This window comes from Pseudocolwellia antarctica (assembly GCF_049933045.1).
Classification (GTDB): Bacteria; Pseudomonadota; Gammaproteobacteria; order Enterobacterales; family Alteromonadaceae; genus Pseudocolwellia.
Genome location: NZ_CP187926.1, coordinates 3,422,825 through 3,436,445 on the forward strand (window position 1 = coordinate 3,422,825; position 13,621 = coordinate 3,436,445).

Below are 13,621 nucleotides of genomic sequence, written 5' to 3' on the forward strand. Positions count from 1 at the left end.
CTTAGTTTCTCCCACTGTTAAAACGGTCAGCACGATTACTATTTGTTGTAGTAGACGGGCTTCTTGTTACAGGCTGTTGCGTGTTAGGTTGCGACGTTGCACTGTTCGGTTGTGTTGATTGTTGCTGAATAATTTTATCTAATGGTAAGTACATCATGTTATTACCACCATCAACATCAACCATCACTTTACTTGTGTTAGCGTATACTTTTTCCATTGTTGCAAGGTACATACGTTCTCTTGTTACAATAGGAGCCGCTTGATACTCAGGAAGTAGTTTATTAAATTTCGCTACATCACCTTCAGCATCTAATACGATTTGCTCTTTATAAGCTAAAGCTTCTTGTTCCATACGCTTAACTCGACCACGAGCTATTGGCTCAATACCACGAGCATAAGCTTCAGCTTCACGTAAATAACGTACTTCATCTTCTTGTGCTGAAATAGCATCATCGAATGCATCTTTAACTTCTTCAGGAGGACGTGCATCTTTAAAGTTAACATCAACAATAATTAAACCTAAGTTATAAGGTTCAATAATACTTTCTAATTCAGTCCAAACAGATTGTCTTACAATTTCACGACCACTTGTTAATACATCATCCATTTTAGAATGACCCACAACATAACGTAATGCGCTGTCTAATGATTGACTTAAGCTATCGTCAGCATTAGTTACACTAAATACATAATTACGTGCATTAACTACACGATATTGTATTTGCATTTCTACACGCACAACATTTTCATCTTGCGTTAGCATAAAGCCTGAAGCAGGTAAGTTTCTTGTTGTTTGAATATCAACAGGAATGACTCTGTCAACAAATGTCCATTTCCAACGAAGACCTGGTTCTACATTACCCGTATATTGACCAAATCGTAATACAATGCCTTGCTCTGCTTCTTTAATGGTATAAAAACCACTAAATACATAAACAAGTACTGCAACGATCACAGCTAAACTAATACCAATACTAGAGAAGTTTTTACCTGGCTTGCCACCTGATGATTTACCACCAAATATGCCGCCAAACTTATTACCTAAGTCTTTAAATAAGTCATCTAGATCAGGTGGTCCTTGATTTTTGCCACCTTTATTTTTCCAGGGGTCTTTATCATCTTTCCCCGGTTCATTCCAAGCCATGTTGCTCTCCAGTAAATACAATTGCTGCTAATATATCAGTCTGTTAATCTATGATAAAGCCTTCTATTGCAGCCTTATCTTGTTTTAATAATCTATTCCACTCACGACTAGGTAATTTTATATCAAGTATACAGTTACCTTCCTCGTCATATGATTCATTTGTAATGCAATTTAAGGTATATAAAATACCACGTAATTTCCCTTCATGAGGGGGTATTGTTAGCTTTTGTGTAACAATTTCTCTGCCTAAACGCTCTGCTAAAGCTTCAAACAATAATTCAATTCCAATACCTGCATGAGCTGAAAGCCACACACGTATAGGCATACCTGTATCATCTCTATCGATTCGAGGTTCAATATCATCTAACTTATCAATTTTATTACAAATTAATAGTTGTGGTACATCGCCCGCTTCAATTTCTGTTAATACATGTTGAACTTGGTCAATATTTTCAGAACGCCTTTCATCTGCAATATCTATTACATGTAAAAGTAGTTCAGCTTCACGAGTTTCTGTTAACGTTGCTTTAAAAGCATCAACAAGATCATGAGGTAAATGTCTTATAAAACCAACGGTATCTGCCAAAATCACACGACCCACGTCTTCAACTTCAATTTTTCTTAAGGTTGGATCGAGTGTTGCGAATAATTGGTCAGCGGCATAAACATCAGCATTAGTAATGTGATTGAATAATGTTGATTTGCCCGCATTGGTATACCCTACAAGTGAAATAGTAGGAATTTCAGCCCGAGTTCTTGCTCTACGGCCTTGTTGTCTTTGACGTTCCACTTTTTCTAAACGTTTGCGAATATTGGTCATACGCTCACGTAATAAACGTCTATCGGTTTCTAGCTGCGTTTCCCCTGGACCTCTTAAGCCAACACCACCTTTTTGTCTTTCTAAGTGAGTCCAGCCTCGGATAAGTCGAGTGCTCATGTGTCTAAGTTGCGCTAATTCAACCTGCAACTTACCTTCATGAGTACGCGCTCTTTGCGCAAAGATATCAAGTATCAGCGTAGTTCTATCAATAACACGGCATTGACAAAATGCTTCAACATTTTTTTCTTGGGAAGGAGACAGTGTATGATTAAATAAAATAACATTAGCTTCGAACAAACGAACAGCTTCTGCTATTTCTTCAACTTTACCACTACCTACAAAAAATTTAACATGTGGTTTATCGCGCTTTCCTTTAACAACCGTTAAGGCTGTAACACCCGCAGAACTTACAAGCATTTCAAACTCTTGTAAGTCTTCACGAGCATTATCATCAGGAAAGTCGACATGAACAAGTACGGCTTTTTCGCCAGCTTGGTAACGATCAAACAATAGAAAAATACCTGTTGATTAGATTATAGCGACAAGAAAAAAACTCAGAAATCATTAACATTTAAAAACGTTCAACTGAGTTTTTTGAAGGAAATTTTGGATAAATTAATATATTCAATTCTACAGCGAGTCTTCAAGTTTCGAATATCTACAACAATTTTAGCAATTAACTTCATTAATCTTGTGAATCTGATGATTCAGACGCTACCGGAGCAGTATTCACAGCGCGTGAAGGTACTACAGTAGATATTGCATGTTTGTAAACCATTTGGCTTACAGTGTTTTTAAGTAAAATTACGAATTGATCAAATGATTCAACTTGTCCTTGTAATTTTATACCATTAACTAAGTATATTGCTACAGGAATGCGATCACGTCGTAAAGCATTCAAAAACGGGTCTTGTAACGATTGCCCCTTTGCCATTTTGTGGCCCTCTTTTTATTTTTGTTTAAGTTATTTTATTTCTGCACATTATGGCTTACTTTAAGCCAAGTTATTAATTATACATCAATATTTAAAGTTTTTTTACGATTGATATAATTTGTTGCAAATTAGATTCATCTTCCATCGTAAGGTTCACTGCTTTTTCCCAGCTACGTAGCCATGTTAATTGACGTTTCGCCAGCTGACGCGTTGCACATACGCCTCTAAAAATCATCTCTTCGTGATCATAATCCCCATCTAAATATTGCCACATTTGACGATAACCAACACATCTAATGGAAGGTAAATCGATATGCAAATCTGATCGTTGTTTTAGCTTAACGACCTCGTTTTCAAAACCTTGAGCGATCATTTGATTAAATCGCAATTCAATTCGGTCGTGTAAAATGGTGCGATTTTTAGGTGTTAAAGCAAACTGTAATACATTGCCTTTTAACGTTTCACCTTTAACAGCAGTTAACTCTGTTAACGTTTTTCCTGTTACGCGATAAACCTCTAACGCGCGGGATAATCGTTGCGGATCATTTTTATGTATTCTCGCCGCCGATACAGGGTCGATTTGCGCTAACTCTTGATAAAGCGCGTCCCAACCTTTTTCAGCGACTTCAGCCTCAATATCACTTCTTACTTTAGCATCAGCTGCAGGTAACGGTGATATACCTTCTATAAGACTTTTAAAGTACATCATAGTTCCACCGACAAGCACTGGAATTCTATTATTCTGATGCGATTGCTCAATAGCTTTTAGCGCATCATGGCAAAAGTCAGATGCAGAGTAACTTTCAGCTGCATCTATCATATTAATTAATTGATGTGGGTACTCGGCTAGCTCTTCCGCTGTTGGTTTTGCTGTGCCTATGTCCATGTCTTTGTAAACTAATGCGGAGTCAACACTAATAATATCTACAGGTAAATGGTCTTGTAGCCCCATGGCTAAAGCTGTTTTACCTGAGGCGGTTGGCCCCATAATACAAATGATGGGTAATGATGTATTTGTATCGGTTGTGCTTTGTGTCATTTTAACGCCATCATTTAAAGGTAAGTTACATCAATTGCTCTAATTCAGATGTAAGGTCTACAGGGGTAGAATTCAAGAGGAGTAATTGATCTATTACGTTTGATTGCGAATTTTTCAATCTATTGAACAAAGTATGGGTAATTTCTGTTGTATAACTACTGGGTTGTAATAAGGAAATAACCGCCAATAGCCAATCAGCTTCAGTTAACTCATTGGCTTCATTACGCTTGAATACCGCATCAATTATGTGTGAGAAGCTGTTCGTTACGTCTTTATTACGTAAAAGTGCAGGAAATTGTCTAATTTGAATCGCGTTATTATTTACAATATTAACAATAATGCCCAAACGTTCGAAGTATGATTGGTTTAATTCTAAAAATTGTAACTGAATCTTATCTAGCTCTATTTTCACTGGCAACAATAACGGTTGGCTTACAAAACCTGCGTCCCATTTTGATTGTAATTCACCAATACAAACATTAGCTTCTAATTTTGCTAAAGATAATAGCCTTAGTTCTTTATTGAATAATACTAAGGCATGAGTATCTTGCACAATATGCAGTACAGACAAGTTATCAATTACATTACCTAAAATACCCGTCGAGCTATTATTTTCTTCAGAGTGAGAGTTGTTATTTAGCTGTGAATCATCACTATGAACATTACCTGTACTATGGTTTGAAGCAGCTGAACCTGACAGCTCTCCGCCTTTTTGTTCAGCATCATTACTCATTAACTGATAATAAGCATTTTGTTGTTTAGTTGATAGTCTAGCACTTTGATTACCTGAGTAAGAAGGTGAATATTGAGCTCGGCTCGCTTCACCTACATACGATAAAGGCTTTATGTAACTTTGTGCTTCTTGTTCAACTGGCTCTGCTTGATGAGCTTGATGCAGACTATTTGCTTGATAAGGGGGTTCACGGTTAACCGATTCATAAGTACCTTGATCATGTAATTCATTTAACGAGGCTTGAACAACACCTTCATCCAGTAATGCTCTTTGACAAACAGAAAAAATAAAGTCGTGAATATATCGACCTTGATGAAATCTTACTTCGTGCTTAGCAGGGTGAACGTTTACGTCAACATCGCGATGATTTAACGTTAAAAACAGTACAAATGCGGGATAAGTATCTAGTGGTAATAAGTCGCTATAAGCTTGTCTAATCGCATGATTGATCAACTTATCACGCATCATACGACCATTTACATAGCTGTAACAAAGATCATTTTGATTGCGCGCAAAACTGGGTTTAGCTAACCAACCACTAAAATGTAAATCGTCGTGCTGACATTCAACTTCGATTGCGTGCTCAATAAACTTTTGACCACAAATTTGAGCAACACGTTTAGCACATTGCGCTTTAGTATTAGCCGCTCGATATTGGCGAATAATTTTATCGTTATGCATAAGCACAAACGTGACATCTAGGCAGGCAAGTGCGATACGCTTTATCACTTCTTCAATATGTGTAAATTCGGTTTTATCGGTTCGTAAAAACTTGCGTCGAGCAGGTGTATTAAAAAACAAATCTTGCACATCAATAGTTGTGCCTGTTGGATGTGCCGCAGGTTTTATATCAACTGCCATATCTCGACCTTCAGCAGAAGCTTGCCATGCTGATTCTTGGTCGGCAGGTTTAGACGTTAACGTAAGTCGAGATACTGAACTGATAGAAGCTAAAGCCTCGCCTCTAAAACCTAAACTGCTAATACCTTCAAGATCATTAAGGGTTTTAATTTTACTGGTTGCGTGTCGACTTAAGGCTAAAGCGAGCTCGGCTTTCGATATACCACTGCCGTTGTCGCTTATTTTAATTCGTTTAGCGCCCCCCTTTTCAATTTGAATTTTAATGTTAGTAGCGCCAGCATCTAGGCTGTTTTCAACTAATTCTTTAATAACAGAGGCGGGTCTTTCTACAACTTCACCTGCTGCAATTTGGTTTGCCAATTGGGCAGGTAATATTTCTATAGACATGAGGGTTATTCAGCTCGGGGAATAGTAAGTACTTGGCCAATTTTAATGACATTAGATCTGAGGTTATTTTTGTTCTTTAAGCTCGTAACCGACACTTTATAACGCTGAGCAATAGTACTTAACGACTCACCTCGGCGTATTTTGTGCTGATGTAAACGCGTTGAAGCATACAAACTGCCATCTGGTGGGTTACTTCCAAAATAAGAATCGACCGCTGTGTAAATAGCGCGGGCAAGCTTTTGTTGATGCATTGAGCTTGTTAAATTTCGCTCTTCTTGCGGATTTGAAATGAAGCCCGTTTCAATAAGTACTGATGGAATGTCTGACGATTTTAATACCGCTAAACTCAAACCTTCAGGTTTTGACTTATGCATTTTAGTGACTTTTTTCAACTGCTTAATTACATGTTCAGCAAAAGTATAACTACTGCCCATGGTATGTTCTTTTTTCATATCAGCTAACGTAAAAGCTAAGTTTTTATCTGTGGTTTTTCTAATCGTTTCGCCCGCACCACCTAATAACTCAGACTCTTTTTGACGGTTAGCGATCCAACGCGTAAATTCAGAATTAGCACGACGGGTTGATTGAACAAGTACCGAAGCACCGTGAGGCTGGGTTGAGGTAAAAGCATCAGCATGAATTGAGATCAATAAATCAGCTTTGTTCTTTCTCGCGAGTTCTATTTTTCGGTTGTGATTAACATAATAATCACCTGTTCTGATCATAACCGCTTTTAAACCCGCGCGATTATTAATTAGACGCTCTAGTTTTTTAGCAATACTTAAGGTCACTTTTTTTTCATAAGTACCGCGTGCACCAATCGAACCTGGATCTTCACCACCATGTCCTGCAACAATTGCGATAACAATATCTCTTTGACTGGCAACGGGTTCTCTTTTAACGACAGGTGCTTGATTATCGTTATCATAAATATCAAGAACCAATCGGTCACCATAAGTTCCAGCAGGAGCTAAAGGAAAAACTGACAGTTGGTAATTATCGGCAAGCTCTAAAACCAGACGGGTTGAACCATCTTTTTTAGTACCACTTGTACGAATAACTTTGATGCGCTTATCATCTTTTAACAAGCCGTTTAATGATACTGATGACTTGCTATTAGCAAAGTCGATAACTAAACGTTGCGGTTTAGACAAACTAAAATAGGTAAACTCAGGCTTTGCTGATAAATCAAAAACAACACGCGTACTTTCTGGCGCAGGCCAAACACGAATACCTTCTATTTTATTCGCCGCATAAACTTGAGACGTAAATATGCTTAAAAAAGTAATGAATAAAATAAAATGTTTTTTGGTTACAGCAAAAAGCATGGAGTTCCTATAAACAAGTGTTAAGTGGTTGATTGGGCAGTTCTAACATTTTATCTACTAATAATTGTGATAACTCTGTTTTCGACTCAAGGGTAATTTGTCGTTGCGAACCTACATATTCAATAGTAATAATTAAATCAGGTTTAGGTAATAAACCTTCACCTTTCTCAGGCCATTCAATAAAGCAGCAACTGTTTTCTCCAAAATAATCTCGAATACCCATGTATTCAAGCTCTTCTGGATCAGCTAATCGATATAAATCAAAATGATAAACATTCCATGCGTTTAATTCATAAGGTTCAACTAGCGTATACGTAGGGCTTTTCACGTTGCCTTTATGTCCCATACCTTGAACAAAGCCACGTGTTAATGTTGTTTTTCCTGCACCTAGATCGCCATGCAAATATACAATAATTCCCTTTTTTAGCTCATCTTTTATCAACTGAGCAAGGGTATTCCCCATGGCAATGGTGGCTTCGCTATCAACTAAATCATAGCGTAATGTGTCTATTTTCTTATTCATTTCGAATAGTGATATCGATATTTTATATATAAAGATAGTTTACCTAAATGCTGTTTTGTCGCAATAGATATTGGTGTAAATAGCTATTTAAGTGTAACTTTTTGTTCAACTTGGCTTAAATCAGTTTCAACAATACAAACTTTCAACTTAGGTATGTTATTTATCCAATTAAAACGATGATAAACTATAACCATAAATAAAACAGTTTCTAGAATTCTAGCCATGACACTTGTCTCCATCAATTACACTGAACTCACAGAAAAAATCATCCAATGGAGTGAAGAGTTGGGATTTTCACAAGTGGGGTTTTCTGATATTGATTTATCAGAGCATGAAGAAAAGTTCAGCCAATGGATTGCAAAAGGTTACCACGGCAATATGGATTACATGGCTAGGCATGGTTCTATGCGAACTCGCCCTGACGAACTTGTAGAAGGCACCTTAAGTTGTATTAGTGTGCGTATGGATTACTTACCCGCGAATGCCAAATTTGCTCAAATTCTAAAAAAGACAGACCACGCATATATTAGTCGATATGCGTTAGGTCGCGATTATCATAAATTGATGCGTAAACGCTTAAAACAATTAGGCACCAAAATAAGTGATTATTGCGAAGAAGGTTTTAACTTTAGACCTTTTGTTGATTCTGCACCGATACTTGAGCGCCCTTTAGCTGAAAAAGCTGGCTTAGGTTGGTCAGGTAAACATAGCTTAATTATAAACAGAGAAGCAGGCTCTTGGTTTTTTCTAGGGGAACTACTCGTTAATATTCCTTTACCGACAACAACGCCAGCTGCAAATGAATGTGGTAAATGTGTATCTTGTATTAAAATTTGCCCAACTGGCGCTATTGTTGAACCTTACTTAGTCGATGCCCGTCGTTGTATTTCTTATTTAACCATAGAACTAAAAGAAGCGATTCCTGTTGAATTTAGAGCGCCGATGGGAAACCGCATTTATGGTTGTGATGATTGCCAGCTAATTTGCCCTTGGAATAAGTTTGCCAAAACTACACACACCGATGATTTTAATGCGCGCGAAAACTTAGACGAAATAGAACTATTAGAGCTGTTTTCATGGGACGAGGTTTACTTCCTGCGTAAAACTGAAGGCTCGCCAATACGCAGAATTGGTCATGAATGCTGGCAACGTAATATAGCCATAGCTTTAGGTAATGCAGCTTTTGATGAAGCCATAATAACGGCTTTAAATGAAAAGCTATCTACAAGCACAGCTATGGTTGTAGAACATATTGAGTGGGCTTTGGTCCAGCAAAATGAGAAAAAGAAAGTAGCCGCATTAGCCATCGATGTTGGCTCAGATCAAACACGTTTAACAGGACGTTTGATTAGAAGTATTGAGAAAGGTTTACCTAGAGATGCATAGCTAGTTACTTAAGAGACATAGCTACTTGAGGGCTTATTATAAAATAGGCACCTAACTTTTCGTTAAGCATCTCTTAAGTATTATTGCTTAGTGTATTTTTGCAGACTTTTATTAATTTGATTTGCGCCCTCATAACATTCAGTTTTTTTATTACCTTTTAAAGTTTCACAACCAGTTACAACCTTAGGCTCTACCTTTGTTAAGGGTTCGTCATATATAATAGAATCTACTATCTCGATATCTGCCTGTAGTCCTATAGCAGAAAGGTTTCTTCTATTGTCATTTTTTTTGAGGTAATGCACCTTCTACAATCATTCCAAGCGCTGTGCAGCCTTGAATAAAACAAAGTAATAATAGGGGTAATGTTTTATTTTTCATTGGTTGAATCCTTAACCATATGTATGGCATCTCATTTAAACGCTAACGAGTTCTTGCTGGGTGAACATGAGGCTCACTCACAGTTTTAATTTCTTTTTTACGCTCCGAACAAATATCTAATACTTGTTTTTTCCCGTCATCTGATAAGTGTTTCCAATCCATAATTTCTTTTATATGACGGAAACAGCCCGTACAAACTTCATTTTTATCTAAGCAGCACTTAAGCACACAAGGGCTTTTTATTGCTGATGTACTGATACGGATCTCATTTGAATTACTACCCATTTCTATATGCCCTCAGAGAATTCTTTAAGTGCTTTTAAATGACTGCGTAAATTAACGCTACATTTTACAAAACGAGAGAAGTCGTTATTACTTAAGTCTTCATTAAGTAGTGTTTTAACTATTTTGATCTCATTGTTTAAATTATTCGCGCCTAGCACCTCAGATAATTTCAATATAATACGAATAGATTGTTTCATATCATCAACCAATTGAGCAGAAATCGATTTTTCAATGTTACCAATAGCATTATCTATATCATCAAGATATTCATCTAACATATAGGCCGCAAGCTCGGAAGAACCTTGATTAAGTGCGTATTTTTCCATATCTAATACTTCACTTTGTAAATCATTTTCTTGTTCGATTTCAACGTTAGGATGTAATAACTGATAATGATTTAGGTAATCTTTATCTGCATCATCTAATTTATTGCTTTCATTCAAAAACTCATCATATGATTGATGTTGAGTCGAGATCACTTTTTCAGGTTTATTTAACTGTTTAACTGAAGCTGCTTTAGATTTTAACCAAGGTTCGAGTAAGGTTACTAAGCCTTTAATATCTAAAATATTAGGTAAGGTAGAAACTTTCCATTGTTTCGTTGTATTTAATAATCTACCTGTTGGCTTATCAAATAACTCACTTTTGAAGGTGAAAACACCGCGTTGAATGTTTTTACCTGTTGATAGCATGATATAAGGTGATTGCGAAAATTCAGACATCAACACTAAGTAACGTCCTGACTGCCAGCTTTTCAGCATAGCTTCCGACTGAGATACCACATGAACTTGTAAACCTAACCAATGCAGGATGTTAATTAAGACTTGATGCTCTGCAGGTTCTGATACAGCTAAAAGCACTTCAACTCGCGTAGGTAAATATTGGTACTGACTTAACACTTCAGCATCAATTAATAAGTTGTCGGTAGCTTCGCTTTTTAATAATTTATCTAATTGCGTTTGAAAGCTACCTTTTAATAAAGGTGTCGATATTTGATTGTACAAACCTTGCTTGTGGTATCGCGGATTCATAGGCGATTGCATAACAAAGAGCTTAGGTTGCATGTTATTAGGCAAGATTTTCTGATAATTTTTTATCTCGTCTAAGCTGGTCTTAGCTATATCGTCATTTACAATAATGAGATGAATAGGCTTACGCTCTAACGTTTGCACGGTAAATTCTTTAGTAAGTGCTTCAACATTATTTAATGTAATGATATCTGCGCCCGCATCTTTAATATGCTGTTCAATAATCTGTTGCGATTGTTGACATGCGCCAAGGTAAATAATTGACGTATTTTGTAAATTAACTTTAGCGATTTCTTTATCTGCAGGATGAATATCTTGCGCAATCAATGGCATATTGAATATGACTTTAAAACCATTGTCATTTAATTCACTTTGCACTTGATGAATATTAAGACGCTGCATTAAGGCATTGAGATATACGATGATATCTGAAGCTGACTCGCTCTTCTTATCTTCATTAACTAATCGAGTCACTAAATCTGGCATGACTTTTAGCGGCTTAACAGGAGTTATAACAAAGCTAAATTGAACCGTTTGCTTACCAGCATCACTATCAATAACTTGTAAGTCTAATTGCATGGTCGCGTTAAACAATTCAGCGAGAATAACGCGAATAACGCTCGTTAACATACGGTGAAATAATAAGTGGTCGATATTACTAAAAGGTAAAATTTTGCTATCAACGTTAAGGTACACTTTATTCTTTTGTAGAGAAGCTTCAGACATAGCGTTAAAAACAGCCGCATGTAATTCATCTTTAAAGCTAATATCAATATAGTGTGCGCTTTTAGGATGATTCTGTAGCTGCGTGACTATGTTTGTTTGACCACACCAATCTAACATGCGCGTTAATTGACGATAAACAGGTAACGAGCTACCATTTATATCAACTGAACTGCCTTGGCTTTGGATCATAGCTCTTAATATCATTTGGCTGAATTTGTCGATGGTTTCTGACAGTTCTTCCACCGCGACATTTTCTGTGTTTTTATGTTTTTTCTTCAAGCTTGTCACTGTGTTCTTTAACAGCTCAAGTTTCTTATGATGACTTAATGTACCAAACCATGATATGCCATCGAAGCCAATTAAAACTTCGAGTTGAACACCGTTTTTGAGTTTCAAACCATAAGACTGAATAATTTTTGAATCACGAACATCTTTAGCAATTGAAATGATTTCAGCCAAAGACTTTCGATCAAATAAATGACGCCAGCTTGTTACTTTATTATCGAAATCTGTTGATAAATGAACTAAGAAATCATTTACATCAATGTAAGTATTAAGAGGTTGGTATTGCCAAATAACAATATGATGTTGCTCATTAATAAAATTTAAGTCGCGTTGATGTAAGTCTCTCAATACTTGGTATTGGCTTTCACTATGTTCAGGTTTTTGTATCTGCTGTATTAAGCCAACAATACGTAGTTGTTCAGCTGTTTTTACATAGTCGCTTTGATCTTTATTGCCGTTATCGTCAGACAAAATACTTGCACATAAATCGACTGTGTTTTCACCATAAACTTTAACTCGCGTTTGAAATCTAAATAACATGGCAAGAATGGATAATAGACTGATAAGCAATAAACCTATCAGTACATAATAATATTCTTGAACGGTGATTTTATAATTTATTTTTTCAGTCACTAAGCTAACAAAACTTGGAACAACTTGATCAGACGAAATATAGTTAACGGGTACATTAGTTGATGGGTATAAGCCGGCAAGCTTCTGATTAATAAGTTGAACTCGGTTGAATACTTCTTCTGACAATCTTAAATGGCTGTACCACTTCCCCAATACTCTTTGATCTACATTGAGTAATATTTGCAACTCTTCTATCTTATTCCTGATCTCCATGTCTTCAGGATCACTTCCTAAAGCACTCAACCAAGTGGTTATAGCTAAATCAACTTTTCGGGTAACACCTTCGAGTTCATCAACTGAATATTTGATGCTGAGAGATTCAAAGCCAAAAATAGCTTCGTCAATTAAGTCTAAGCTTTTGTTTAACTGGTTTAATATGCGAGTAGTCTCTACATATTCAATTGCATTACCTGCAGGAATATAACCATTAACACCGTTCATGGTAACTTTTTTATGATGCATGAGTTGTGCTGTAGTATTACGTTCTATTTGCTCGATTAAGGTATCAGCCAGTATATTTAATTGTATAACTGAGGTTTGCTTTAAGGTGTGGTTTCTTGGGTCGTTGGCAACAATACGGTCAACTACATTATCAATATCATCAAGTTCTGCAATTAAACGGTTAACGTTTCGCACATTGACTAAGTTTAATGTAGACGTGTCTTTTAAGTTTTTCTTTATATCCGTAAAAACACTAACTAACTGATCTGCTGTTTCACTATTATTTAATGCAAGCATCAGATCATTATTGAGTTTTAAATACTCTTTATATTGATAGACAAATTCTAATTCTGGAATTTGTATTTCAACTAATTCGTTTATTTGTACATTACGTTGATAAAGCAAAAAAGATGCGAAGCCGATGATAAAAATAAACGACAAATATAAGAAAACTAAAGAACCAGAAATTTGACGATGAAAAGGTATGTGTGACTTAAAACTCATGAAGATGCAGTTCTCTGTTGATATGTATGAATGAAATGCTTAGCTCAACTCATTTATGGTGTGACATAGTTTATTTAAATACGAGGAAGAATCAATGTTTATTAATATAACCTGAAAACTGGATAAGAAATTATGCCTAAAAAAACTGTAAGGCATGTATCCATACCATTACAGTCTTTATTTATA

Annotated in this window: 11 protein-coding genes; 1 reads left to right on the forward strand and 10 read right to left on the reverse strand. The window is 36.2% G+C overall.

Translation table 11 applies throughout. The features are described from left to right. Window position 1 precedes the first annotated feature (1 nt). From hflK to ACPUVN_RS14905, 8 genes are all read right to left on the reverse strand, one after another. Complete coding sequence (hflK, locus tag ACPUVN_RS14870; RefSeq protein ID WP_426369332.1) at window positions 2-1,144, reverse strand: FtsH protease activity modulator HflK; 1,143 nt, start codon at window positions 1,142-1,144, stop codon at window positions 2-4. A 43-nt stretch (window positions 1,145-1,187) separates the two neighbouring features. Further along, window positions 1,188-2,474 carry a ribosome rescue GTPase HflX gene (gene hflX, locus ACPUVN_RS14875; RefSeq protein ID WP_426359554.1) on the reverse strand — a complete coding sequence of 429 codons (1,287 nt, stop codon included), beginning with the start codon at window positions 2,472-2,474 and terminating at the stop codon, window positions 1,188-1,190. 175 nt (window positions 2,475-2,649) lie between these two features. After that, complete coding sequence (hfq, locus tag ACPUVN_RS14880) at window positions 2,650-2,898, reverse strand: RNA chaperone Hfq (protein ID WP_304367606.1); 249 nt, start codon at window positions 2,896-2,898, stop codon at window positions 2,650-2,652. Window positions 2,899-2,989: 91 nt separating this feature from the next. Then, window positions 2,990-3,937: a tRNA (adenosine(37)-N6)-dimethylallyltransferase MiaA gene (gene miaA, locus ACPUVN_RS14885; protein ID WP_426359553.1), complete on the reverse strand. Its 948-nt coding sequence runs from the start codon at window positions 3,935-3,937 to the stop codon at window positions 2,990-2,992. Window positions 3,938-3,962: 25 nt separating this feature from the next. After that, complete coding sequence (gene mutL / locus ACPUVN_RS14890) at window positions 3,963-5,918, reverse strand: DNA mismatch repair endonuclease MutL (protein WP_426369333.1); 1,956 nt, start codon at window positions 5,916-5,918, stop codon at window positions 3,963-3,965. Window positions 5,919-5,923: 5 nt separating this feature from the next. Beyond that, a complete protein-coding gene (locus ACPUVN_RS14895; RefSeq protein ID WP_426369334.1) occupies window positions 5,924-7,246 on the reverse strand; it encodes an N-acetylmuramoyl-L-alanine amidase in 1,323 nt (440 codons plus the stop codon). Window positions 7,247-7,253: 7 nt separating this feature from the next. Next, window positions 7,254-7,769, reverse strand: coding sequence for a tRNA (adenosine(37)-N6)-threonylcarbamoyltransferase complex ATPase subunit type 1 TsaE (gene tsaE, locus ACPUVN_RS14900; RefSeq protein ID WP_426359550.1), 516 nt, complete (start codon window positions 7,767-7,769; stop codon window positions 7,254-7,256). An 83-nt stretch (window positions 7,770-7,852) separates the two neighbouring features. Next, complete coding sequence (locus ACPUVN_RS14905; protein ID WP_426359549.1) at window positions 7,853-7,993, reverse strand: hypothetical protein; 141 nt, start codon at window positions 7,991-7,993, stop codon at window positions 7,853-7,855. Here ACPUVN_RS14905 and queG point away from each other — a divergent pair. Further along, entirely contained in the window at window positions 7,992-9,155 is a 1,164-nt protein-coding gene (gene queG, locus ACPUVN_RS14910) for a tRNA epoxyqueuosine(34) reductase QueG (protein WP_426359548.1), read from the forward strand. The genes ACPUVN_RS14905 and queG overlap by 2 nt on opposite strands. Window positions 9,156-9,575: 420 nt before the next feature. On the opposite strand, the gene ACPUVN_RS14915 is transcribed toward queG, so the two are convergent. Both ACPUVN_RS14915 and ACPUVN_RS14920 read right to left on the reverse strand, forming a co-directional pair. Then, entirely contained in the window at window positions 9,576-9,818 is a 243-nt protein-coding gene (locus ACPUVN_RS14915) for a DUF1289 domain-containing protein (RefSeq protein ID WP_426359546.1), read from the reverse strand. A 2-nt stretch (window positions 9,819-9,820) separates the two neighbouring features. Further along, window positions 9,821-13,435, reverse strand: a complete 3,615-nt coding sequence (locus ACPUVN_RS14920; protein ID WP_426369335.1) for a hypothetical protein — start codon at window positions 13,433-13,435, stop codon at window positions 9,821-9,823. Between the last annotated feature and the right edge of the window lie 186 nt (window positions 13,436-13,621).

What these genes read in the sequence shown, in the direction of transcription:
- hflK (WP_426369332.1), bottom strand. Translation starts at nt 1,144, where the DNA reads ATGGCTTGGAATGAACCGGGGAAAGATGATAAAGACCCCTGGAAAAAT.
- hfq (WP_304367606.1), bottom strand. Translation starts at nt 2,898, where the DNA reads ATGGCAAAGGGGCAATCGTTACAAGACCCGTTTTTGAATGCTTTACGA.
- miaA (WP_426359553.1), bottom strand. Translation starts at nt 3,937, where the DNA reads ATGACACAAAGCACAACCGATACAAATACATCATTACCCATCATTTGT.
- mutL (WP_426369333.1), bottom strand. Translation starts at nt 5,918, where the DNA reads ATGTCTATAGAAATATTACCTGCCCAATTGGCAAACCAAATTGCAGCA.
- ACPUVN_RS14895 (WP_426369334.1), bottom strand. Translation starts at nt 7,246, where the DNA reads ATGCTTTTTGCTGTAACCAAAAAACATTTTATTTTATTCATTACTTTT.
- tsaE (WP_426359550.1), bottom strand. Translation starts at nt 7,769, where the DNA reads ATGAATAAGAAAATAGACACATTACGCTATGATTTAGTTGATAGCGAA.
- queG (WP_426359548.1), top strand. Translation starts at nt 7,992, where the DNA reads ATGACACTTGTCTCCATCAATTACACTGAACTCACAGAAAAAATCATC.
- ACPUVN_RS14905 (WP_426359549.1), bottom strand. Translation starts at nt 7,993, where the DNA reads ATGGCTAGAATTCTAGAAACTGTTTTATTTATGGTTATAGTTTATCAT.
- ACPUVN_RS14915 (WP_426359546.1), bottom strand. Translation starts at nt 9,818, where the DNA reads ATGGGTAGTAATTCAAATGAGATCCGTATCAGTACATCAGCAATAAAA.
- ACPUVN_RS14920 (WP_426369335.1), bottom strand. Translation starts at nt 13,435, where the DNA reads ATGAGTTTTAAGTCACACATACCTTTTCATCGTCAAATTTCTGGTTCT.